Below are 22051 nucleotides of genomic sequence, written 5' to 3'. Positions count from 1 at the left end.
AACGAGCTAACCGTACTCCCCTGGCCTGACGAATAAGCAAAAGCCCTGCGAACAAAAAAGTTTGATACTTTGCTATTCATATAGCTTGAAAGTTTGCTAGCAAGCTATTATGCTTGTAATCAAGATAGGAAAATATCTTGCAAGCAAACTTGCAAGTAAGTTTTCAAGTTTGTAAGTTTGTGTGCACAAGGATTTGTGTACAAGGATTAGGAGGCAGAAATGGCTACCACTATTGCGCTTGTGCAGACCAAGGGCGGCGTGGGCAAGACAACTAGCTCGATTTACCTCGCCTGTGCGCTGATCGACTTAGGGTATACGGTCGAGCTTTGGGATACAGATATGCAGGGCTCTGCAACAGAATGGGCCGAAGACGCTCATGATGCAGGTACACCACTGCCGTTCCCCGTCGAGATCGTGAACATCGCCAAGCTGAAGAGGCTCGCAGGGAAGAGCGCCAAGGATTTCGTCATCATTGACACTCCCCCAGGCGATCCGGCGACTATCGACGCGGCGATCAAGGCTGCCGATGTAGTCATCATGCCAACCGAGCCGGCCGTTATGGATCTAAAGCGACTCGTTGCCACGAACGCGAACCTGCCGACCGATACTGCACGCATCGCCCTTTTCACTAAGGTCAATGAGCAAACGGTCGCGCTCCGAGACAGCTTGGAATACCTAGAAGATAGCGACCTGGCCCTATTCAATACACGAATCAAGCACCGCCAAGCATTCAAGACCATTCCAGGTGAAATTCCGGCCGACCTGATGGGCTATGAAGAAGTCGCCAAAGAACTAATGGAGGCACTGTCATGAGCAGCCTTAAAGACAAGATGAAGCCAGCCGCGAAAACCGCAACTCAAAAGGCGGGTTCAGTGAGCGAGAGTTTCAGGACTCCTGAAACACCTGAGCAGGACATGAAGCCGCTCAACGTGAGGATTCCAAAAGAGCTTCATACCCAAATCAAGCTCTACGCCGCTGCTAACGACATCAAGCAACAGGTTCTCGTGGCGCAAGCCATCCAGGAATTCCTAGAGAAGCACTCCTAAGCCGCTCATGAGACAATAGACTAACTTCCTTTCCTTGGAAGTAAACCGAACCCGACCGCCTTCCTATGCGGTCGGGTTCACTTTTTGCGCCCATAATCCTGCGTCGGGTTTTCCTTGCCCCGATGCCCGATTGTTGCACGTCTGAAAGCCCAGTCAAGGGCGCTGCGCGTCGCTACGCGATGGGCTAAAGCCCACCCCTGACAGAACTTTCAGACGTGCAGTTTGGCATGTATCGGAACAAGGGGAACCCATGCAATCATGCGCAAATGTTGCGTTGACCTGTCAGGCAAGTTTTCTACCATGCTTGAAAGCTAGCAAAAATCTTTCAAGAAAAACAGCAAACTAGCTTGCTAGCAAGCTAGCAAACTGCTAGAATTGAAGTATCAACAGGGGATAGGAACTCCACCGGAAAGCCCGGCAGAGCCCCGGTTGAAAACCAAGGAAAGGCAGTCACAATGACTAGCACCGTATTCACTGGCCCGAACCTGCCATGCGATGACCGCACGGGGGACGGCTATGACTACATCGACACGGCCGAGAAGGCCGGTTGGACGGTCATCTCGCAGTGGGGAGGCGAAGGCTACGACTTCGGCGCATGGCCCTACATCATCGGCTTCGCCCGTCAGGCCACGGATACCAAGGGAAATCGCCACTTCGGCTATGGTCTTTACGTCGAAGGTGACACTACCACCAAGTATTTCGACAACGTGGAAGCATGCAAGGAAGCCATAGACCGCGACGCGCATTTCTTCTGGAAAACCGGACAAAGCGACGGCCCTAAATGGGTTCCCGAAGAATTTGAGAAGCTACCCGCAAAATATCGCGGACTTCCCAACGACTAGCTGACAGCCCCGCCGAAAGGCGGGGCAACCTACCCCTGAAAGTAGATCCCCAATGGCCATAGTCGCCCCATATGCCGTACTCAATTGCCCAGCGACTCAGATCCTCGGCTTCTACGGCACTGAAGAAGAAGCAACCGCAGCAGCAGCAGAATTCGGGCAATGCAGTTTCGCCTATAAGCTCAGCCCCCAAGAAATCACCGCACTTGAAGCCCAGGACTAGCGCCCAGGAGAAAAGCCATGAAAAACCCCGTCACCGTCTATAGCAAGCCTTCTTGCGTCCAGTGCAACGCCACCTACAGGGCTCTAGACAAAAAAGGTGTCGAGTACCAGACAATCGACATCAGCAAGAATGCCGAAGCGCTCGAATATGTCCGCTCATTGGGATACATGCAAGCCCCGGTAGTGGTCACAGGCCAAGAACACTGGTCAGGATTCCGGCCGGATAAGATCGAGAGCCTCTAAGCGGGTTTTCCTTGCCCCGATGCCCGATTGTTGCACGTCTGAAAGCCCAGTCAAGGGCGCTGCGCGTCGCTACGCGATGGGCTAAAGCCCACCCCTGACAGAACTTTCAGACGTGCAGTTTGGCATGTATCGGAACAAGGGGAACCCATGCAATCATGCGCAAATGTTGCGTTGACCTGTAAGGCAAGTTTTCTACCATGCTTGAAAGCTAGCAAAAATCTTTCAAGAAAAACAGCAAACTAGCTTGCTAGCAAGCTAGCAAACTGCTAGAATTGAAGTATCAACAGGGGATAGGAACTCCACCGGAAAGCCCGGCAGAGCCCCGGTTGAAAACCAAGGAAAGGCAGTCACAATGACTAGCATCTCAAGCAACGCAGGCATCGCAGCCGCCGTTCGCGCCAGCCTCAAGTTCGACCCGCAAGAATCCGTAGCCCTTATGCTCTGCACCGAGGGTGCCGTGCTGGCCACCCTGCGCGTCGACCTCGTGGCCGATGGGCAGGTAGCCCACTGGATCAACGCAATTCGCGGAATCCTCGGCAAGGTGTCCGCTGGCAACGCCATCGACGCAACTATCCTGGTTGCTTACGACGAGCGAGGACAGCTCAAGGGCACCCAGTACGACGCACTGGAAGACCTACTAATGGAGGTCGGCGCACCGATTCGGCGCGCGGTGCTCGTTGCCAACGGCCAAATCCAGGACTTCCATGGTGACGGAACCGACGCAGTTCCCTACGCAGAGGTTGAAGCCGAAGCCATCACCCTCGAGCACCGACTGATCGGCAAGAACCCACTGCGCGCCAAGGACATCGAGCACTGCGAAGAATCCAGCATCGAGGTGCAGGCCATCGCAGGAGCCCGAGTGGCCGAAATCAGGAACATGGGAACCGACCTTGCGGAAATCGCCCCCAAGATCGGCCATGAAATGGCTGTCCAGATTGCGATCTACCGCGAAGCCGGGGAAGTGACCGAGGAAGTCGCCGGATGGCTTGCCGGAACGTTCCATGTGAAGGCCGGCCGAGACCTAGCTGTGATGTCCAGGGACGTTGTTGAGTCGGTCGAAGGGTACGCCGCCAATCGCAGAGTGGTGTCGGTGGTGGTTGTAGAAGTGGAGCCAGCCGGGCAGCGCCAGGCGTCGTTCGGCCTCTGAACCGTAAAACCTGGCATAGGCCCAGCCGTCCCCGAGCGTGCGGTGGAATCGCTCGATCTTCCCGTTCGTCTGCGGCCGGTAGGGGCGTGTCCGCTTGTGTCGGATGCCGAGCCGAGCGCAGAAGTCCCTCCATGCGTGGGATCTGTATGCCGACCCGTTGTCGGATAGGACTCGCTCGACGGTCACGCCTCGTTCGGCGAACCAGGCCACGGCGCGTTCGAGAACTCCCACCGCTGTGCTCGCCTGCTCATCCGACCAGATTTCTGCGTATGCGACGCGGGAGTGGTCGTCGATGACTGTGTGAACGAACGCCGTCCCGGTGCGCGGCTTGTGATCTTTTCCTCGTGGTAATCCCGGAGTCGCGAGCTTGTTCCGTGCGCCTTGCTGCCGACCTACGTAACGATGTCCACCGCCGTCGGGGATGTTGCCGAACTTCGTGACATCGACATGAATCAACGATCCCGGATGAGGATGCTCATATCGCCGCAATGGCTCGCCAGTGACACGATCGATATGCGAGAGGCGGTTCACGCGGCAACGGACGAGGACCGCGTGAACAGTCGACGTCGAGAGACCAAGTCGCGCAGCGATCTGGGCTGGCCCCAGTCGAAGCCGCCAGCGCAGGTTGATGATCTTCTTCTTGACATGCTCGGGCGTCCTGCCTGGGATCCGGTGCGGCTTGCTGGAGCGATCCTGCATCCCAAACTCACCCTCTTCCCGGTAGCGGCCTGCCCATTTCCGGGCAGTGATCGGGGAGACCATGAACATCTTTGCGGCGATCGTGGCCGGATAGCCGTCTTCGACAATCAGCCGGGCTAACCGGAGACGGGCACGAGGAGTGAGAAGAGCGTTCGGATGGGTCATCAATTGGCCTCCGCCGCGGTCTTCGTAAGCGCGCGTCTGGTGAGAAGCATGATGACGAGAGCGATCGCTGTCAGCACCGAAGCGACCCAAACCGGCGCGAGCAGCCCCAGCCCGGTCGCGAGCCCGAGCGCACCAAGCACGGGCCCCGCTGCAGCTCCGATATTCAATGCTGCGGTTGCGTACGAACCGCCCATCGTTGGCGCACCCGATGCTGCATACAGCACACGCGTGATCAGAGTACTGCCGACGCCGAACGACAGGAATCCCTGAACGAGGACGAGGACGATAAGCGCGACGGGATGAGATGCGACCACTGCCAACACGATCCAGCCTGTCAGCAATAGCGGTCCGCCGACTGCGAGCACGAGGCCAGGTCGTTGATCTGATAGTCGTCCTGCGATCGTGACGCCAAGGAACGATCCGATGCCGAACATCACCAGCGCGACGGACACCCACGCTTCGGCCAAGCCCGCGGTCTCGGTCACGATGGGTGCCAGGAAGGTGAATGCCGCAAAGGTCCCTCCGTTGATCAGCGCTCCGAGTACCATGGCCAGGATGAGCCGCGGCGTCGCCAACTGGCTGAGCTCGACACGGAGCCTTGGTGAGGTCGCGCTAGTCTCGCTCCGACCAACATTGTTCGTGACGCCACGAATGACTCCAACGGCCGCGGGAATACAGAGGATGGCGATCGCCCAGAACGTCGTTCGCCAGCCCAGCGCTGTGCCGAGCAGTGCCCCGGCGGGGACGCCCACGACGGTTGCGATCGTCGTGCCGGAGAGCAGGATCGACAGTGCACGCCCCTTCTGGTTCGCTGGCACGAGGGTAGTGGCCGTGCTCAGTGCTACGGCGAGGAATCCTGCGTTTGCGAGAGCGCTGAGCACCCGGGTGATGAGCAGGAGAGAGAACACTGGTGTCATCGCTCCGATGACGTGGCTTCCCGCGAACACGAGAAGGCAAACGATCAATGTGAGCCGCGGTGGCCAACGGCGAGCGAATGCCGCCATCACTGGCGCGCCGACGACCATACCGACTGCGAATGCGGAGGTCAGCAGGCCCGCAGTGCCGACCGAGACGTCAAGTTCGGTCGCGATCGCGGGGAGCAATCCCGCGAGCATGAATTCTGAAGTGCCCATGACGAAGACCGCCAGGGCAAGCATGTAGAGGGCAAAAGGCATCGAGTACTCCGAGGTGTGAGATCAAGAAATGGTTCTTCTTGTCACCACGGCCAGCGCCCCGGGTACGCCAGACATACGCCCACACAGATCGTGGGCGTCGTAACTAGTGGTTCAAGGGGCTGGCGGTGTGACCGACAACCCCTGACCTGTCTGATTCGGGACTCGACATGCCCTAAACTCTAACATGCCTTCAATGGCGAGCGGTCTGGACAGATACTTCTTGAATCGGCACGGTGTCATTACGGGCGGGGGCCAGAACAACGTCCCTAGACATCACATCTAGATGGCGGTCGTCTACAGCGGCGCAATCTTTTAACCAAAGTGGACAGCGCGTCCGCGATCAGTCCCCGCTCCCCTGATCGTCGAAGGCAGTAGCGTCGTGACGGTTTCGATGCGCGTGATGATCGCGAGGGATGGCTACAAGCACCTCCTGCGCACGGTCGCGGCCAAGGACGACGACCGCGAGCCAACCCCGTAGGGCCGGCAAAGTAGTTGCGTTTCGATCGGGTAGTTTCTGCGGTTCCCAGATTACGGGCTTAAGGGTCGTTCGTGCTGTCCGCACAGGCCTCAGTCAACCTGCGTCTCGATGCAGTAGCGTCGCAGTTCTGCGATCATCGCGGTCTTGGGGGTGCTGACGAAGCGGAACGCATGGCTGAAACGGACGCGCATTCCTCCAGCCTCGAGGTAGCCGTCGCAGGAAGCGCGTCGTCCGTGGGTGACGACAGAAATGACCTCCACCCGCTCGGGAGAACGGCGGGCGCACCTCTCGGGCTGCACTGGGGCCGCTGTGTGTGGATTTCTCGATGAGCGTCCAGCTCATGTCATCGGCAAGCCACTCGGAGAGGGCCTCCAGCTCTCCCTTGGCCCGGTTCACAACGAAGTCTCCGTCAACGCACTTCCGTGAAGACTCATGGTGCTATGGCTCGATCCGATGCGCCCGGCCTTTCTCCGCGATCGGCACGCACATTTCGATGGGTCTATCAGGCTCCCAGCTGACCTGTCCTTGGTAGATGATGCCGAGTTTCCCGGTGGCGCCGTCTCGCTAGTCGGCCATGGCGAAGCAGTGTCGCCGCCGTGTTGCTCCTGCTCACGTCTCACAACTCACATCGAGTCGCCGCTCGCCCATGAGCCGAACTTCGGGGACGCTGCTGTACCACGCATGATGAGAATCACGCAGGGCACGTAGAGTGCTGCGGCGCAGAGCCAGAGGAAGCCGTCGGCGTTGATGTAAGTGAGCGCGAAGATCGTTGTGAAAGCGACCGGTCCGAAGATCGATGTGACGCTGTTGATGCTGGCGAGCACACCCTGGAGGCGCCCTTGGTGCTGTTCATCGACGCGCTGGGAGAGAAGGGTTTGCAGAGCGGGGAGGCCGATGCCACCGATCCCCAGTGCCGCCAAGATAGGCGCCATGGAAAATGCGTCAGTGACAATCGCCAGGCCTACGAGACCCAAGGCGTCGGTAACACACCCGATGATGACTGTTTTTGCCTCACCGATCCACTCCACGATGCGGCCAGTAAGGAGGGCCTGCACGAGAACCTGTACGATCCCGAAGACGGACAGGGAGATTCCAACTTCGACGGGACTCCAGTCGAGGCGGTGTTCAGTAAACAGCACCCAGGTCGCACCTGGAGCCTGCCCAATGAATTGAACAAGGCCGAATGCGACTAATAGGAAGGTAATCCCAGGCACCGCGCTGAGGCCGGGGCGACCACGATGCTGAGCGAGCGACGCAGAGCGCGCAGGGGAATCAGGACGGGTCTCGCGTAACAAGATAAAGGTGAGTGCCAGATTGCTCGCTGAGAGAAGAGCAGCGAGCAAAAACGGCAGATGTGGCGAGATGGCACCGAACAGTCCACCCATGGCTGGCCCCGCGATCATTCCGCCGCCATAGCAGGCACTGAGTAAACCGAAACGCTTGGCGCGCTGGTGGGGTGGCGTGATGTCGGCGATCACGGTGGCGGTGACCGCATTGGTCGCTCCGGTTATCCCAGCCACTGCACGGGCGATATAGAACACCGACAGAGCGGATGTCGTGGCGAGCACGAGATAGTCGACGGTCGCACCGGCCAGGGAAACAAGCAGCACCCGGCGGCGGCCGAATCGGTCCGACAGTCTTCCCAGTACGGGGGCAAAGATGAACTGCATTACCGCGTAGAGCGCGATCAGCACTCCGACGTTCAGCGGAACCGCATCAGCGGTGACCCCTGCCTCGTGTAGCAGTGCGGGGAGAATCGGCATCACCAGGCCCATGCCGGCGGCGTCGAGGCTAGCCGTGATGAGGACCGTGGCCAACGAGCCACGAGCGGAAGTGAGAGATGACACCTTATCAACGATAAAGTTATCGATGATAAAGTGCAAGCATGGCTCAGAAACAAGCGCGACTCGATCGTGCAGCAGTCTTGCGCGGTGCGAGGCATGTGCTCAATAACACGGGGATCGACGGTTTCACCACGCGGGCACTGGCTGCGCATCTGCGGGTGCAGCAGCCAGCGCTCTACTGGCACTTTCGGACAAAGGGCCACCTGCTCGGATCGCTCGCAGCTGATGTGCTTGATCGCGAACACCACGCCTCACTCCCAGAGTCAGGGGAGCGCTGGGACGACTTTCTCCTGCGCAACGCGCGGAGCTTCCGGACAGCGCTTCTGGCAGTCCGGGATGGAGCACGGCTGCACGCAGAGTTTCACCGTCAAAAGAGTGACCAGATGCCAGCGGGCTCGGATGCCCCCGAAAGTCAGATCGAGTTTCTCGTGTCCGAAGGATTCGCTGAGGTCTCTGCGGTCCGAGCTCTCATGGCTATCAGCCGCTATACGGTCGGTTTCGTACTAGAAGAACAAACAGCGCTCGACAACGGATGTGAGCCTGTCGATCAAGACCTAGATTTCGAGTTCGGGTTAGTTGCAATGGTTGAAGGGCTGGCATCAAAGCGATGAGGGATGCTCGCGCTTTGGGTCTCTGCGTCAGTAAGGTCAATCCTTTCCCGCTCCCGCAGCAGCTCCTCCGCGATACTGACGTTTTGCTCATGGCTACGGAGCTCACTAACGAGCAAATCAGGGACCGTATGCATGTCGCGTCGCGATCGCGGAACGGCACATCAGCAGCATCTTCACCATGCTCGACCTTAACGAGCGCACAGGAAACAAGCGCGTCATCGCCGTCCTCGAGTACCTCAAGAACTAAGCGTCGAGTGCGTGACCGGCGCGATGACCATAGGTAACGGCGGTTTAGCATCGGTGCCGCATCTTGACACGACTCAATCCGCGACAGCTAACCTCCGCATATGGAGTTCGACGGAATGGAGATCCCCGACGATATCGAGGTCACGGTCTGGGGGAGCAACGAGCACCGGCTCTGTAACGTCTGCCGCGCAGAATGCGACCCCGAGCCGAGCGGCGCCGACGGGTACGGCGTGTGAATCGTCTACGTCTGCCGCGACCACGGAGTCCAATCCGTCGTGGACCCATTCGAGCATCTCCGTTGAAGCGCGCTCTTCGCTATCTCCCTGCATTGACGCAAACATCGCGCTCTCCGCCTTCCGAGGGTAGATCCCAAGATCTGCGGCGCACCTGCCCAGTGTGACGATCTCGATCAGGGTCATGACCGCTGGGGACGGGTACCGGTACCTGCTGAACGCAGTTGTCGCTGGCGACGGGGATCGCGATGCGTCGTCAGCGCTGACAAGGTACTACCTTGAAGCAGGAACGCCTCCCGGCATCTGGCTCGGGGCCGGCCTCCCAGGACTCGCCGGAGAGATCGCCGTCGGTGCCTCGGTGAGCGAGGAGCAGTTACGGCGCCTCATGGGGCACGGGCAGGATCCGAACAGCGGCGAGCAACTGGGGCGTCCGTACCGAAAGTTTGCCACCGCGGGCGAGCGGACGCAGCGCCGCCTCGATCAGCTCCCGAAGTCCCTTACCGCAGGTGAGCGTACCGCGCAGCAAGCGCTGATCGAGGCGGAGGAAGCACAGAAGCCAACGAATGCGCCGGTCGCAGGGTTCGATCTCACGTTCTCGGTCCCGAAGTCCGTCTCGACCCTCTGGGCAGTTGCCGACGGCGGCACGCAAGCACTCATTGCCCAAGCTCACCACGCAGCGATCCGAGACATGATCGCCCTACTCGAGCGCGACGTCGCGATGACCAGGGTCGGCGCGAAAGGGGCGCGTGGCGCCGTCGCGCAAGTCGACGTGCGGGGTGTGATTGCGACTGCCTACGATCATTACGATTCTCGGGCCGCGGATCCACAACTCCACACGCACATTGTCGTCGCCAACCGCGTGCAAGCAGCTCATGACGGGAAGTGGCGCACGCTCGATTCTCGCGCTATCCACGCCGCCGTCACCGGCCTATCGGAGCATTACAACGCGGTCCTCTCGGACCATCTCACTCAGATCCTCGGCGTCGGGTGGGAAGCCCGTGAGCGCGGTGCGGGGCGCTCCACGGCGTGGGAGATCGTTGGCGTGCCGCAGGAGCTGATGGACGAGTTCTCTTCCCGTACTCGCGATATCGAGCAGGTCAAAGACCGGCTGGTCGACGACTACGTCTCGAAGCACGGGAGGCAGCCGTCCCCGAAGCTGGTGTGGCAGTTCCGGCAGCAGGCCACGCTCGAGACTCGGCCCCCGAAGCAGCAGCACTCTCTCAGCGATCTCACCTCCCAGTGGCGAGAACGCGCGACCGCGTTGCTGGGTGAGGACGCGCCAACCTGGGCGTCGGCACTGCTCGCCGGTAGTGAGCACGAACCGTTGCTGCGGGCAGACGATATCCCGTTGGAGGATCTCGAGGAGGTCGCCGAGGTCGTGGTGCAGCAGGTCGGTGACCGGCGAGCGACGTGGAAACGGTGGAACCTCCACGCGGAGGCCGTGCGACAGACGATGGCTCTCCGCTTCGCGTCCGCGAACGACCGGGACGTCATCACCCAGCAGATCGTCGATGCCGCAGAACGGGTCTCGCTGCGCCTCACTCCGCCCGAGCTCGCGAAGAGCCCCTCGCTGTTTCGTCGCGCGGACGGGTCGAGCGTGTTCCGACCCAAAGCCGGAACGGTGTTCTCCTCCGAGCAGGTGCTCGCGGCAGAAGACCGACTCCTTGGCGCGTCGAATGATCGGTCGGCGCCGACCGTACCGCTGGCATGGATCGAGGACGCTGCCAGAACGAAGAACCGCGACGGGCACACCCTGTCGGTGGACCAGGAGCAGGCGATCGCGAAGATCGGCGTCTCCGGCCGCGTCCTCGACGTACTCGTCGGCCCCGCAGGGACTGGGAAGACCACAACGATGCGTGCCCTGCGCCGAGCCTGGGAGCGACGCTACGGGCCAGGCTCGGTGACCGGGCTCGCGCCCTCGGCCGCTGCCGCCGACGTCCTCGCCGGGGATCTGGAGATCGGGACGGAGAACACGGCGAAGTGGCTGCATGAGCATCGCCTCGGGAAATGGAACCTCACGCGCGGACAGCTCGTCATCATCGACGAAGCCTCCTTGGGTGGCACGTTCGCGCTCGATGCCATCACCAGTCACGCCCAGCAGGTCGGCGCGAAAGTGCTGCTCGTGGGCGATTGGGCGCAACTCGCAGCGGTGGACGCGGGCGGCGCGTTCGGGATGCTCGTGCGTGACCGCGGCGACGCCCCGGAACTGGTCGATGTGCGTCGCTTCCGAAACGACTGGGAGAAGCAGGCGTCCCTGCAGTTGCGGATCGGCGACACCGACGTCATCGATACCTACATTGCGCACCAGCGCGTCACGCCGGGCGGATATGACGAGATTCTCGAAGCCGCCTACCAAGCCTGGCGCACAGACCTCGCAGCGGGAAAGAGCACGGTGCTGATCGCGGAAACCCTCGACACGGTCTCTGCGCTCAACACCCGCGCCCGCACCGACCGAATCCTCCAGGGCGACGTCGCTGTGGACGGCGTCAAACTCCATGACGGCAACGAAGTTTCCCGCGGAGATCTCATCATCACCCGCGAGAACAATCGGCGCCTCTCGCTCGGGCGAAGCTGGGTGAAAAACGGCGACCGCTGGCACGTCGCCCATGCGAACGACGACGGATCCCTCACCGTGCGGCGGGCAGGATCGAAGCGGCGCACCACGATCACGCTGCCCGTGAGCTACGTCGCCGAGCACGTCGACCTCGGCTACGCCGTCACCGCGCACCGTGCCCAAGGGGCCACCGTCGACACCGCACACGCGGTCGTCCACTCACCGGAAGTGACCCGAGAATCCCTCTACGTCGCGATGACCCGCGGCCGCGAATCCAACCGCGTCTACGTCGCCACCGACGAGCATCACCTCGAGGAGCATCAGCACCGTGAGGACCTGCAGAACACCGCCCGGAGCATCCTCTACGGGATCCTGCAGCACCCTGGCGCAGAGCTCTCCGCACACGACACGATCACCGTGGAGCAGGACTTCTGGGGCTCACTCGAGCAACTCGCGGCCGAGTACGACACCATCGCACAAGTCGCCGGACAGGAACGCTGGATCGCCCTCCTGCACGCCGGAGGCCTCACGGCGGAGACGATCGACGAGCTCGTCGAGACAGACGCCTTCGGGATCCTCACCACCGAGCTGCGCAGGCTCGAAGCCGACGGGCACGACATCGACAGTCTTCTCCCGCGCATCATCCAGGTTGGAGGACTGGACGAGGTGCAGGATCTCGGGTCGCTGCTGCGTTACAGGCTCCAGCGCATCACGGCGGCCTACCAGCCTGCTCCGCAGCGGACCGCCAGGATGATCGCCGGCCTGGTCCCGCGCGCGACCGGGATCACCGATCCCGCGATGAGGCAAGCCCTCGACGAGCGGGAGCAGCTCATGGAGCAGCGCATCGATGCCCTGGTCGAGAAGCTCCTCAAGCAGCCAGAGCCCTGGTTGACGGGACTCGACGAGACCGCTCCCGCAGAGGGTGAGGCTGCGGCACGGGCGGTCATTGCGTACCGCGACCGGTGGGGCGTCACCTCGAGCAGCCCACTCGGAGCGGTGCCCGGCGACGATGCTCAGCGCGTCGACTACGAACGCGCCCAGGGCGTGCTCGTGAGCCTTCAGCAGACCGAGCACTCCCCGGAGGAAGTGCGGTCCAGACGGAGTCAGAGGCGGTCGATTTCCTGATGTATGCGGCCGATATTCTTAGTGCATGACGCCAACGAACCGCGCGCGGATCTCTCGCCAGACGCGCTCAAACGTGTTCGATTGGCTCTCGCTTTCCGAGTACGACTGGTCGGGGCGGCTGCAGCATCCGCAGTTCCTCGCCCGGCTCTACGACTTGGAGGAGCTGCCGAGCAGAGACCACAGGTACCGCACTGCCAGCGGCGACATCTACCAGCACATGGTGAACAACTGGGACTGGGAGGATGACTGGGTCTTCAACGACGACCGTTTCCAGCTTCGTAACGGCAGCGACGAGACGTTCCTCAACTTCTTAGCCGAGACAGTCCATCCCATTGTCCGCGACGATCCAGACGCCGCTGCCGCGATGGTCGCTGCCTACAATGACACCCTCCGCCGAGATGGGTATGAGCTCATCGAGACAGACCGTTTCGGAGATCGCATCATCTATGGCTGGCGTCAGATTTCCGCGTATTACGCCCCAACCGAGCTAACGCTCGCCAAGACGCCCGACCTCACCGAGAACTCTGTGCTGCGCCGTCACCTCGATCTAATCAACCGCGACCTCAGCTCAGATCCCGCTGCGGCGATCTCCTCCTGCAAGAACCTCCTCGAGAGCCAGTGCAAGATCGTGCTCACGGATCTGGATATCGAGTTCTCCGAACGAGACGAGCTCCCGGCTCTTTTCGCAAGCACCGCATCGGCACTCGCGATCAATGCCGACGCGGTAGACGGCAGCAAGCGCGGCAGCGACGCCCTCCGCAAAGCGATGCGCGCCCTCTCCACTCTCGTGCAGTCCGTCGCGGAGGCACGCAACTCAATCGGCGACGGGCATGGCTCCGTCAACGAGAGCCCCGCGACTCCACGACATGCACGCCTCGTGTTCAACTCGACTGTTGCAGTCGCGCAGTTCATCGCCGACACCTGGCACGAAACCTCCCATGAGCAAAAGGCTGCGCTGGGCTCCTCCTTCTGACGCTTCTCCACTCCAATCCGCAAGCGGAACTCCACCGCTCTTCCGCACTCCAACCGAGCAGCGTAGACTGCGAAATGGCAGGACAGACCACGCGCGAAGCCTGACGTCGGGCGGAGCAGACCGCCCCAAGAAGCCTCGGGGCACTCACCACACAGGACCAGCCACATCGAAGTGCTCCCGTGTGAAAAGTGAGGCCATCATGAATCTCATGCAGCGTCTGTGGAACGCCAGCGTCCGCACCCGCATCTTCCTGCGCCGCCGCAGCCGTACTTGTCATGCTGACACCTATCGAGGACAGCAGACACTGACCCAGTGCGCTCCGGTGGCCACCACTTCGTGCCACCGGAGCGCGCTGACCGCGGCGGCATGCCCGGGCGCATGTCGTGCCCTGGGTTCGGTTCCGTGGTGAGGACGAGCCGCGGGCGCGGGCATCTGTTGCTGGACATCCAGCAGGCCGACGGCCAGACCATCCTGGTGTAACTGAACGCGAGCATGGCTGGGCAGATCGTGGTGGTCGCCGGCTATCGCTGGTCGCCCGCGTGGCGGGCCGCATATCGGGCCCACGGTTCTGCGGACTTTTCGGCGTGGAGGAAGGCGACGTGGTGGCTGTAGCCGAGTGCGTCGGCGACTAGGGCGTGTCTCTTATATCCGTAGCCAGACGGCCGATTCGACCGCATCCATTCCTGGGACGGCGATGTCGCGCTCGATCAGAGCGATTGCCTCAACCGCGCCAACTCGGGAGAGAAGCGCACCGGTTGAGATGTCACCCGGTGAACCGGTCACGGCCAATAGCTGGCGAGCTGTTCTTTCGTCCTTAGCGAGGGCAGTGAGCGTTGGCATGGAAAGCCTCCTTCGCTGTGCATCGCTCAGGAGGTACGCGCGAGCTGCCCTTTCATCGATCGGAATGCCGGCGTACCCTGGAGGTTGAAGCAGGTTCTCAACTCTGCGGGCCCTCCGGTGCGGCCCTTCTGGGTGTTCGATCACACACTGCTTCCTCGACGGAGAACGACGTGTGACGAGAGGCCCATCATGATTCGTCCAGTCTTGGCGATTACGAGCTTCATCTATTCGCTCCTGCAGCGCTACGCACCGAGCAACATCGTGCTCCGGTGGGTCCGGAGTCGGCGTGGGCTGAAGTGGGGAGTTCCTGCCATGCTCCTCACCCTGCCATACCTTGGCCTTGCGCTTTGGTGCTCATCTTTGGCCGCTGGCGGCGGACCAGCATGGCTGAATCTCCTCGTCCTCCTCAGCCTGTGGAACGCGATGAAATTCATCGCTTTTGGACCCATTAGCCTGATCATCTTGTGTCGCGTGCGTGCAAAGGAACTCGATGAACGGCGTGACGGCGAGAAAGTGTCCGAGCTGGCACTGAACTGATTCCGACCGACCGCGACAGCGGCGCCGATAGTGCGGCCGAATCAGACCGATCAAGCCTCCGGAGCCGCTGTCGGCACCCGATTCGTTGGTGCCGTGTGAGTGTGGGGTAGAATTGACGGTATGCATTTGTACTTCCTGTGATGGTTGAGTAGGCCTACCGTGCTCGTTGAGTAACTCCGAGCTTGCGGCGGCCGCTTGTTCTGGCCCCATGGAGGGTCGCCGTCATTCGCGTACCCGCTTGCTGTTCGGCTTGTCGTGGTGCGCCTTGCTGAAGGATTTGAATGCTTACCCCTACTAACCGTCATCCGGCGCGCCATCGCGCGCAACTCACCGCTTCTGACGTCTCCGTAATGCGAGGCGTAACCCCGGTGCTCAACCATGTCGATCTCGTCGTCACTCCCGCGTCTCGTGTGGCGATCGTCGGAGAGAACGGGCGCGGAAAGACCACACTTCTGCACGCGCTCGCGGGCACGCTGGTACCTGATAGTGGAACGATCCAGCGCATCGGCACACTCGGGCTCGCTGAACAAGAGATGAACTCCACTGACAACCGCACCGTTGGGCAGGCCGTCGCGGAGGCAATCGCTGAACCGCTCGCAGCGCTGGCCGCGCTCGACGCCGCTGCTGCTGCTCTTGCGGATGGGAGTGACGAGGCCGCAGAGCAGTATGCCGCGGCATTGGAAGGTGCTGAAGCGCTCGACGCGTGGGATGCCGAGCGCCGCGTACAGATCGCGCTCGAAGCACTCGACGCCGAAACCGACACGACGCGGTTGCTCTCTGATCTGTCTGTGGGGCAGCGATACCGAGTGCGGTTGGCCTGCCTGCTGGGGGCTGAAGATGATTTCTTACTGCTGGACGAGCCCACCAATCACCTCGACCGCAGCGGACTTGATTTCTTGACCACGCAACTCCGCGCGCGCAACGGTGGTGTCGTGATCGTCAGCCACGATCGCGCGCTGCTCTCTGACATTGCGGAGACGGTTGTTGACCTCGATCCGACACCTGATGATCGCCCCCGCATCTACGGCAACGGGTATGCGGGATACCGAGAAGGGCGCCTGGCCGAGCGGGAACGCTGGGAGCAGGAGTACGAGCGTCAGCAGCAGGAGCAATCGCGGCTGCAGGAGAGTCTCAGCGCTGCGCAGAATCGGCTGGTGTCGGGGTGGCGACCGGAGAAGGGGTCACCGAAGCACGGCCGCGCGACGCGCGCGGGCGGGCTGGTGCAGAGCGTGCACCGACGCCAGGAAGCGCTCGAAGCACACGCGGTGACGGTGCCAGAACCACCGCAACTGTTCCAGTTCCCCGACCTGCCCACACGAAAAGGGGCGGTGCTGCTAAACGTCGACAACGTGAGCTTTGCCGGGAGGTTAGCGCAGCCGGTGTCGTTCGAACTCTCGCACCGCGGCAGGCTCGTGATCACCGGCTCGAACGGGGCCGGAAAGTCGACGCTCCTGAGTATCGCGGCGGGCGAACTACTGCCAGACACGGGAACAGTGCGGACATCCCGTGGCACGCGTTTGGGTTTTCTTCGTCAGGAGACGATGCTGCCGCCGGATCGCCGGGCGAACGAGATATACGCCCGTCACCTCGACGAACTCGTCGGTCAAGGAACGCTGCAGTCATCTGAGACGGTCGGTCTCGGTCAACTTGGACTGCTGCGATCGCGCGAGGCAGGCAAACGAGTGGGTGAACTGTCGATGGGTCAACAACGACGCCTCGATCTGGCGCTCGTACTCGCGGCACGCCCGCACGTGCTACTGCTAGACGAACCCACCAACCACCTCTCCATCGCGCTCGTTGACGAACTCACCGAGGCACTCGGGGCTACCCAAGCGGCCGTCGTACTGTCGACCCACGACCGGCAACTCCTGCGCGATGTCGCCCAATGGCCTCATGACCATCTGATGGCGATGGCTGAAGGCGAGGCGCTGGTATGAGCAACACCATCAAGCTCCGCGCACTCCGCCCATTGGCATCAGGTGATTACCGTCTCCTGTTTGCCGCCGTCGGCATCGAGGTATTCGGGACCGGTATGTGGACGATCGTCATGGTCTTCCAAGTACTCGCACTCGATGACAGCCCACTTGCCTTGTCGGCGGTCGCAACCGGAATGAGTCTTGGCCTGTTCTCCTTCTCCGTTCTCGGTGGGGTTGTCGCCGACCGGTTCTCCAAACGGCGGATTCTCATCACAGTGCAGGGCTCAACGGCCGCGATCATGACCGCCGTGGCGGTCCTGTCGCTCACCGGTAATATCGAACTTTGGCACGTCGCCGCAGCCTCGTTCGCGATGGGTGCCGGGAGCGCCTTTTTCTACCCTGCGTACAGTGCTTACCTACCTGTGGTCCTTCCGCCGGAGCAGCTCCTGGCCGCGAATGGGCTCGAAGGGGCGCTCCGTCCATCGATGGGGCAAGGGCTGGGCCCGGCCCTCGGTGGAGTCATCGTCGGTATGTTCTTCCCCGCTATCGGAGCGGTCATCGTCGCGGCTTCGTACGCGATTGCTTTCGTCATCACCTTGTTTCTTAGCCGCCGTGACGAACACACTGAGCCCACTTCTCCCGAGGATCGCCCGAGCGTCTGGGGTGACCTTCGTGCGGGGGTTGCCTACGTGGCTCGTACACGCTGGTTGCTTTGGACGCTGATCTTCGGGTCGTCGCTTGCGCTCATTGTCCAAGGCCCGATCGAAGTTCTCCTCCCGTTCCTCACCCGCGACCGATTCGAGGATGCTGAAGCTACTTTCGGGTTTCTTCTGGCCGCATATGGGATAGGTGGGGCTGTCGGTTCGCTGATCGTGTCGTCGTTGAAGCTTCCACGTCGGTACTTGACGTTTATGATCCTGTGCTGGGGTGGAGGAACACTACCTCTTGTGGTCATTGGCGTTGCCGACAATTTGATCCTCATGCTCTCCGCGCTCTTTGTCGTCGGTGCACTCACCGGGGCTGGCGTTGTCGTGTGGGGAACATTGCTGCAACGGTTGGTGCCGCTCGACATGATCGGCCGAGTCGCCAGCCTCGACTTCTTCGTTTCGATCGCGTTCATGCCGGTCTCAATCGCCATCGCGGGGCCGCTCTCACTACTGGTTCCCATCCCCATCATCTTTGTGATTGCGGGAGTCATTCCGCCAGCTCTCGCGTTGATCGCATTGCTGGCCGGGCGCATGCGTCACACGGAGGAGAAGCATCCATTGGATGTGGCTGAGGGGTGACTCAGCCGGGCAAACTGCGTCTGGGGTTGACCTCTCGCTCAGCTAGGGCGTGTCTCCTAAATCTAGTTGTGTGCACGCGCCATGATTGAGTCGTGGCACAAAGGTCTAGATTTACGCAGTTCACGAATGCGCAATGGGAACGAGTCGAACCACTCCTGCCATCGAACGAAGGCCGTAAAGGCCGTCCCTTCAGTGACAACCGCCGCGTCGTAGAAGGCATCATCTACCGTTACCGGACCGGAATCCCGTGGCGTGATCTCCCTGACCGGTATGGCCCTTGGCAGACCGTCTGGAAGCGGCATCGCCGCTACGCAACCGACGGCACCTGGGACCGCGTATTCGCGCACATCCTCGCCGAGGCCGATGCCGTAGGTGATATTGACTGGAACGTGTCGATTGACGCGACGATCAGCCGTGCTCACCAGCACGGCACGAACCTTCCGCGTCCGGACCAGGACACAGGGGGCTCTATCGAATTACAAGAATCTGCCGTTATGCGAGGTTGAACCGGAAGGTCATGGGATAGGGAGATCGCGCGGAGGGTTGAGCACGAAGGTGCATTTCGCGGTCGATGGGCATGGCCGCCCATTATCGATTGTGGTCACGGGTGGGCAACGTCACGACGGCGCGATGCTCCAGGAAGTAATCGGCGATATTCGAGTGCCAAGAACCGGGTCGGGGAACGCGCGGACGCGCCCCGAGTCGCTGCTTGCTGATCGTGGTTACACGTCACGAGTGAACCGCACGTACCTGCGTAAGCGGGGCATCACTGCTGTGATTCCGGAGAAATCTAACGAGATCGCTGCCAGGAAGCGTAGGGGTCGCGCGGGTGGGCGCCCGCCGGGGTTCGATGCTGAGAAGTATAAAGATCGCAACGTGGTCGAGCGGGCGTTTGGATTGATGAAGCAGTGGCGGGGGCTTGCGACTCGTTATGACAAGCTTGCGGTCACGTATCGTGCGGGAGTGGTGTTGGCAGCGATTCTGGTCTGGCTACGGATATAAGAGACACGCCCTAGCGACGGTGGGCATTGGAGGACGAGCTCGCCGAGGGCGCTGTTGCGGGCGCCGAGGAGGTTCACGCCGAGGGCTCGCAGTCTGTCCATCACGGTGTTGGGGTGGAGGTGTCGTCCGGCGAGGATGCTTGGGAACATCCAGGGGCTGTCCGTCCCTGCCGCTGTCCGGAGGTTGGGCCGAGCATCGCGGTGCTGGCGGATCATGTTGGCGAACGGCTCAGGCACGTCCACTGGATGGCGGCCGAGCTGGATTCTCATGCCGTGAGGGCTCTCGGCGATGGCCTCGGTCGTCAGAGTGACGACTTTGACCAGTGGTTGCGCGTAGAGGAGCAGGAGCATGCCGGCGACGCGGTAGGGGAGTGACTCGCTGGTCCCGGTGAGCAATTCGCGGATCCAGGCAAGTCTCTGCTCCTGGCTCAGGGACGGGCTCGATCGGGGAGTGCGATGCGCGACCGTGACACCGGTGTTCAAGCGGGACTTCTTGGCGAGCTGGAAGAAGTTCCTGATCATGGTGCGAGTGGTCGGTCCGCCTGCCAGCCACTCGTCGGCGTCTTGCTGGGTGCAGGTCGCGGCGGTGCGGTGGTGTGTCTGGTGCAGCCAGGTCAGGAACTTGACTGTCTCGGTGATCTCTTGCTTCGCTGAGTGCACCGGGCCGCGCGTGTTGGCGCCTGCTTCGGATTTGGCGCGGATGTTGCGTAGGTGGTGCCAGGTCGCGAAGTGCTGGACGGGCTGACGGACCTCGGCGGGGAGCCCTTCTAACTTGACGGCGATCCACTCCTCGAATCGGTGCAGGTAGGCATCGCGGTAGGGGAGTAGGCCGTGATGTTGCAGGAGTGCTCGGATGTGTTCGGTCGGCTTGCCGGGAACGGCGTCGAGGCCTTCGTGGGAGATCGGGATCGTGCCGTCGCCAAGGCCACGCAGGAGCGTCTGGACCTTGGGGGATCGCTTCCAGACGAGGATCGACTCGGGTCGCTCGGATGCGCATAGCGCGTCGACCAGACCGCGCAGAGCGGGGTGTTCCGGCTCGCCGCCGAGGACCTGGTGGAGGTCGGCGCGAAGCGCACATCGGGCGCAGAGCCGCCCTCGGTGATGCCCGGCTTCGGTGTCGCAGCTGTCGCAATGGAAGTCGTGGGGGATCTCCGCGCAGGTCGCGCAGATCGGACCGCCGCCGGCGCTTGCGGGTCCTGGTAGCAGGCGGTCTTGGAGGCACTCCGGGCAGACGCCTCGGGTGTGGACGGCGTTGTAGTAGCAGATGTTGCAGAGCCGGCCCTCCGGCCATGTGACGGCGACCCGCGGGATCTTGCGGCCGCAGCGTGCGCACGGGTTCCCGGTCGTCGAGGTGATGCGTGGACGACCCTGGATGGTGGAGCGGGGGGACAGGCCTGCTGGTCCTCGACTCGCCACGGCAGCCATCCCTACTCGTCGAGAATGTTCGCGCGCCGGGGTCGAACTGATCGGTCGAGGCTGACGACGTTGGAGCCGGGCTCGGTCGCGGTCTTCCGGCGCCGGACGTCCGCGGCGGTTGTCGTGACCAGATCGGCTGGTGTGCACTCGAAGATGTCGCAGAGTGCGGCGATAACTTGGAGCGAGACGCGCTCCGGCCGCTGATTGACGAGGCGGTAGACCTGCGGTCGGGAGAGCGTGATGTCCCGTTCGCCGAGCAGCGGGATGAGATCGGTCGTGTTGTGCAGACCTCTGGCCGCCATCAGCTCGGCCAGGCGCCACTGGTAGTCGACCTTGCGTTTCATGGTGTTCCATCCTTCGTGGTGCGGGCCAGGGCCTCGTTGACGGTCCTGTCGAGAGCGCTGCGGAGCGTGCTGCGCCGGAACTCGTCGCCGACGAACTGGTAGATGCCGGTCGTCGAGGCGTACTCGTGCCCCATCTGGTCCTGGACGAACCGTGGGTCCCAGCCAGCCTCCAACAGATGCGTAGCGTAGGAGCGTCGGAACGAGTGCAGATCGAGCCCGTCCGAAAGTCCGAGCTCGTCGCAGTAGCGGCGTAGCCGGCGCAGCAGCGCCGGTTCTCCGACCAGGCCGCCGCGTTCGCTGGGGAACAGGTCGAGTGTGTCGGGCTCACCGCGACCGTTGGCGAGCCAGTCCTCGAGGATCGGAGGCGTCCATCGCCAGACGGTGAGCACGCTGCGGGGTTTGTAGGGCGAGGAGCGCTTTGACTTGCCGTAGCGGACCTTGCAGACGCCGAACCGGCCGAACTCGCGCGCATGCGGGTTGCGGGCGAAGTCGACGAGCTGCAGGTGTCGCAACTCGTTGAAGCGGAGGCCGTAGGCGTAGGCGATCTTCATCATGACCGCATCGCGATAGGCCGCCTGCCAGCCCTTGCGTCCCGACCGCCCCATGCGTTCGACCTCATCGTCGGCGTAGACGAAGAGTCGATCGAGCTCGGACCGCGTGTAGGGACGCTTCGTGGGTCCGCCGTCGTACTCCTGGACGTGCGGTGCGGAGTTCCAGTCGAAGAAGACCTGCGCCGGGTGGGTGCCGAAGTACTGCTCGCAGACCCGGTCCCATCCGTAGTCGGGGTTGCTGACGTAGCTCGTGAACGCCCGAAGCGCAGAGTGGTAGCTGCGCAGCGTGGAGCGAGAGACGTGTCGGACGGTGCGCAGGTCGGCCGAGAACTCCTCGACCATCGCCGGCGTCCAGTTCCACGGATCCTCGTTCATGTGCTCAACGAACCGGCGCACACAGCGCAGCCGCTGCTCGATCGTCGCGAACTGCAGGTTCCTGGAGAGCTGCTGGTTGCGCCAGCCGTCCAGCATGAGCTGGAGCACCTGCTCCTCGGGCCGAAGGACCGGCAGCGAGGGCACCACCGAGACCCGACCCACACCGTCGACGTGCATCCGACACC

22 protein-coding genes are annotated in these 22051 nt (G+C 62.0%); 13 read left to right on the top strand and 9 right to left on the bottom strand.

The annotated features are described in order from the left end of the window. Positions 1-219: 219 nt before the first annotated feature. The 5 genes from ACTX90_RS18645 (at position 220) to nrdH (ending at position 2350) form a co-directional block, all read left to right on the top strand. Positions 220-813 (top strand): AAA family ATPase, encoded by a 594-nt coding sequence (locus ACTX90_RS18645; protein ID WP_204677713.1) that lies wholly within the window; start codon positions 220-222, stop codon positions 811-813. After that, complete coding sequence (locus tag ACTX90_RS18640; RefSeq protein WP_204677715.1) at positions 810-1046, top strand: toxin-antitoxin system HicB family antitoxin; 237 nt, start codon at positions 810-812, stop codon at positions 1044-1046. The genes ACTX90_RS18645 and ACTX90_RS18640 overlap by 4 nt, the downstream gene beginning before the upstream one ends. A gap of 455 nt (positions 1047-1501) precedes the next feature. Then, the gene (locus tag ACTX90_RS18635; protein WP_204677717.1) at positions 1502-1888 is read left to right on the top strand and encodes a hypothetical protein; all 387 of its coding nucleotides are present in this window, start codon (positions 1502-1504) and stop codon (positions 1886-1888) included. Between the two features lie 52 nt (positions 1889-1940). Then, positions 1941-2108: a hypothetical protein gene (locus ACTX90_RS18630; RefSeq protein WP_204677719.1), complete on the top strand. Its 168-nt coding sequence runs from the start codon at positions 1941-1943 to the stop codon at positions 2106-2108. A gap of 17 nt (positions 2109-2125) precedes the next feature. Then, a complete protein-coding gene (gene nrdH / locus ACTX90_RS18625) occupies positions 2126-2350 on the top strand; it encodes a glutaredoxin-like protein NrdH (RefSeq protein ID WP_204677721.1) in 225 nt (74 codons plus the stop codon). Between the two features lie 1021 nt (positions 2351-3371). On the opposite strand, the gene ACTX90_RS18620 is transcribed toward nrdH, so the two are convergent. The 5 genes from ACTX90_RS18620 to tet(33) form a co-directional block, all read right to left on the bottom strand. Then, positions 3372-4361 (bottom strand): IS481-like element IS5564 family transposase, encoded by a 990-nt coding sequence (locus tag ACTX90_RS18620; RefSeq protein WP_167380529.1) that lies wholly within the window; start codon positions 4359-4361, stop codon positions 3372-3374. Beyond that, positions 4361-5536, bottom strand: a complete 1176-nt coding sequence (cmx, locus tag ACTX90_RS18615) for a chloramphenicol efflux MFS transporter Cmx (protein WP_047217927.1) — start codon at positions 5534-5536, stop codon at positions 4361-4363. The genes ACTX90_RS18620 and cmx overlap by 1 nt, the downstream gene beginning before the upstream one ends. Before the next feature lie 21 nt (positions 5537-5557). Beyond that, positions 5558-5611 carry a chloramphenicol resistance leader peptide gene (locus ACTX90_RS18610; RefSeq protein WP_011113070.1) on the bottom strand — a complete coding sequence of 18 codons (54 nt, stop codon included), beginning with the start codon at positions 5609-5611 and terminating at the stop codon, positions 5558-5560. A 492-nt stretch (positions 5612-6103) separates the two neighbouring features. Then, positions 6104-6274, bottom strand: coding sequence for a hypothetical protein (locus ACTX90_RS18605; protein ID WP_155818981.1), 171 nt, complete (start codon positions 6272-6274; stop codon positions 6104-6106). A gap of 363 nt (positions 6275-6637) precedes the next feature. Next, on the bottom strand, positions 6638-7861 hold the full coding sequence (gene tet(33), locus ACTX90_RS18600; RefSeq protein WP_204677787.1) for a tetracycline efflux MFS transporter Tet(33): 1224 nt from the start codon (positions 7859-7861) through the stop codon (positions 6638-6640). A 38-nt stretch (positions 7862-7899) separates the two neighbouring features. Here tet(33) and ACTX90_RS18595 point away from each other — a divergent pair, with 38 nt between their 5' ends. The 4 genes from ACTX90_RS18595 (at position 7900) to ACTX90_RS18580 (ending at position 13600) form a co-directional block, all read left to right on the top strand. Further along, the gene (locus tag ACTX90_RS18595) at positions 7900-8469 is read left to right on the top strand and encodes a TetR/AcrR family transcriptional regulator C-terminal domain-containing protein (RefSeq protein ID WP_010154754.1); all 570 of its coding nucleotides are present in this window, start codon (positions 7900-7902) and stop codon (positions 8467-8469) included. A 347-nt stretch (positions 8470-8816) separates the two neighbouring features. Next, on the top strand, positions 8817-8951 hold the full coding sequence (locus ACTX90_RS18590; RefSeq protein ID WP_255180144.1) for a hypothetical protein: 135 nt from the start codon (positions 8817-8819) through the stop codon (positions 8949-8951). 160 nt (positions 8952-9111) lie between these two features. Next, complete coding sequence (mobF, locus tag ACTX90_RS18585) at positions 9112-12627, top strand: MobF family relaxase (protein WP_040504913.1); 3516 nt, start codon at positions 9112-9114, stop codon at positions 12625-12627. Between the two features lie 25 nt (positions 12628-12652). Further along, entirely contained in the window at positions 12653-13600 is a 948-nt protein-coding gene (locus ACTX90_RS18580) for an abortive infection family protein (RefSeq protein ID WP_081473272.1), read from the top strand. 642 nt (positions 13601-14242) lie between these two features. Here ACTX90_RS18580 and ACTX90_RS18575 read toward each other — a convergent pair. Continuing rightward, a complete protein-coding gene (locus ACTX90_RS18575; RefSeq protein ID WP_146160863.1) occupies positions 14243-14440 on the bottom strand; it encodes a hypothetical protein in 198 nt (65 codons plus the stop codon). 312 nt (positions 14441-14752) lie between these two features. Here ACTX90_RS18575 and ACTX90_RS18570 point away from each other — a divergent pair, with 312 nt between their 5' ends. The 4 genes from ACTX90_RS18570 (at position 14753) to ACTX90_RS18555 (ending at position 19181) form a co-directional block, all read left to right on the top strand. Further along, positions 14753-14977, top strand: coding sequence for a hypothetical protein (locus tag ACTX90_RS18570; RefSeq protein WP_239464251.1), 225 nt, complete (start codon positions 14753-14755; stop codon positions 14975-14977). 281 nt (positions 14978-15258) lie between these two features. Then, on the top strand, positions 15259-16914 hold the full coding sequence (locus tag ACTX90_RS18565) for an ABC-F family ATP-binding cassette domain-containing protein (protein ID WP_107862438.1): 1656 nt from the start codon (positions 15259-15261) through the stop codon (positions 16912-16914). Next, positions 16911-18179, top strand: coding sequence for an MFS transporter (locus ACTX90_RS18560; protein ID WP_204677730.1), 1269 nt, complete (start codon positions 16911-16913; stop codon positions 18177-18179). Before ACTX90_RS18565 ends, ACTX90_RS18560 begins: the two co-directional genes overlap by 4 nt. Positions 18180-18271: 92 nt before the next feature. Further along, positions 18272-19181, top strand: a protein-coding gene (locus ACTX90_RS18555) for an IS5 family transposase (RefSeq protein WP_239464072.1) whose coding sequence is annotated in 2 segments (ribosomal slippage) — positions 18272-18640 and positions 18642-19181 — 909 coding nt in all. Because the reading frame shifts where the segments join, the coding sequence is not laid out codon by codon here. On the opposite strand, the gene ACTX90_RS18550 is transcribed toward ACTX90_RS18555, so the two are convergent. The 3 genes from ACTX90_RS18550 to ACTX90_RS18540 are packed head-to-tail and all read right to left on the bottom strand — an operon-like array spanning position 19109 to position 22043. Then, positions 19109-20605, bottom strand: a complete 1497-nt coding sequence (locus ACTX90_RS18550) for a site-specific integrase (protein ID WP_239464252.1) — start codon at positions 20603-20605, stop codon at positions 19109-19111. The genes ACTX90_RS18555 and ACTX90_RS18550 overlap by 73 nt on opposite strands. A gap of 2 nt (positions 20606-20607) precedes the next feature. Then, entirely contained in the window at positions 20608-20940 is a 333-nt protein-coding gene (locus ACTX90_RS18545; protein WP_064846257.1) for a helix-turn-helix domain-containing protein, read from the bottom strand. After that, a complete protein-coding gene (locus ACTX90_RS18540) occupies positions 20937-22043 on the bottom strand; it encodes a tyrosine-type recombinase/integrase (RefSeq protein ID WP_064846256.1) in 1107 nt (368 codons plus the stop codon). The genes ACTX90_RS18545 and ACTX90_RS18540 overlap by 4 nt, the downstream gene beginning before the upstream one ends. Between the last annotated feature and the right edge of the window lie 8 nt (positions 22044-22051).

This window comes from Glutamicibacter soli (assembly GCF_052322135.1).
Classification (GTDB): Bacteria; Actinomycetota; Actinomycetes; order Actinomycetales; family Micrococcaceae; genus Glutamicibacter; species Glutamicibacter soli.
The sequence above is the reverse complement of the archived record's forward strand: the minus strand, read 5'-3'. Positions and strand labels throughout refer to the sequence as shown.

Coding starts and splice junctions, on each gene's coding strand:
- ACTX90_RS18595 (WP_010154754.1), top strand. CDS start 7,900: ATGGCTCAGAAACAAGCGCGACTCGATCGTGCAGCAGTCTTGCGCGGT.
- ACTX90_RS18565 (WP_107862438.1), top strand. CDS start 15,259: ATGCTTACCCCTACTAACCGTCATCCGGCGCGCCATCGCGCGCAACTC.
- ACTX90_RS18575 (WP_146160863.1), bottom strand. CDS start 14,440: ATGCCAACGCTCACTGCCCTCGCTAAGGACGAAAGAACAGCTCGCCAG.
- ACTX90_RS18630 (WP_204677719.1), top strand. CDS start 1,941: ATGGCCATAGTCGCCCCATATGCCGTACTCAATTGCCCAGCGACTCAG.
- cmx (WP_047217927.1), bottom strand. CDS start 5,536: ATGCCTTTTGCCCTCTACATGCTTGCCCTGGCGGTCTTCGTCATGGGC.
- ACTX90_RS18560 (WP_204677730.1), top strand. CDS start 16,911: ATGAGCAACACCATCAAGCTCCGCGCACTCCGCCCATTGGCATCAGGT.
- ACTX90_RS18550 (WP_239464252.1), bottom strand. CDS start 20,605: ATGGCTGCCGTGGCGAGTCGAGGACCAGCAGGCCTGTCCCCCCGCTCC.
- ACTX90_RS18590 (WP_255180144.1), top strand. CDS start 8,817: ATGGAGTTCGACGGAATGGAGATCCCCGACGATATCGAGGTCACGGTC.
- ACTX90_RS18620 (WP_167380529.1), bottom strand. CDS start 4,361: ATGACCCATCCGAACGCTCTTCTCACTCCTCGTGCCCGTCTCCGGTTA.
- ACTX90_RS18580 (WP_081473272.1), top strand. CDS start 12,653: ATGACGCCAACGAACCGCGCGCGGATCTCTCGCCAGACGCGCTCAAAC.
- nrdH (WP_204677721.1), top strand. CDS start 2,126: ATGAAAAACCCCGTCACCGTCTATAGCAAGCCTTCTTGCGTCCAGTGC.
- ACTX90_RS18645 (WP_204677713.1), top strand. CDS start 220: ATGGCTACCACTATTGCGCTTGTGCAGACCAAGGGCGGCGTGGGCAAG.
- ACTX90_RS18545 (WP_064846257.1), bottom strand. CDS start 20,940: ATGAAACGCAAGGTCGACTACCAGTGGCGCCTGGCCGAGCTGATGGCG.
- ACTX90_RS18570 (WP_239464251.1), top strand. CDS start 14,753: ATGCTCCTCACCCTGCCATACCTTGGCCTTGCGCTTTGGTGCTCATCT.
- ACTX90_RS18540 (WP_064846256.1), bottom strand. CDS start 22,043: ATGCACGTCGACGGTGTGGGTCGGGTCTCGGTGGTGCCCTCGCTGCCG.
- ACTX90_RS18635 (WP_204677717.1), top strand. CDS start 1,502: ATGACTAGCACCGTATTCACTGGCCCGAACCTGCCATGCGATGACCGC.
- ACTX90_RS18640 (WP_204677715.1), top strand. CDS start 810: ATGAGCAGCCTTAAAGACAAGATGAAGCCAGCCGCGAAAACCGCAACT.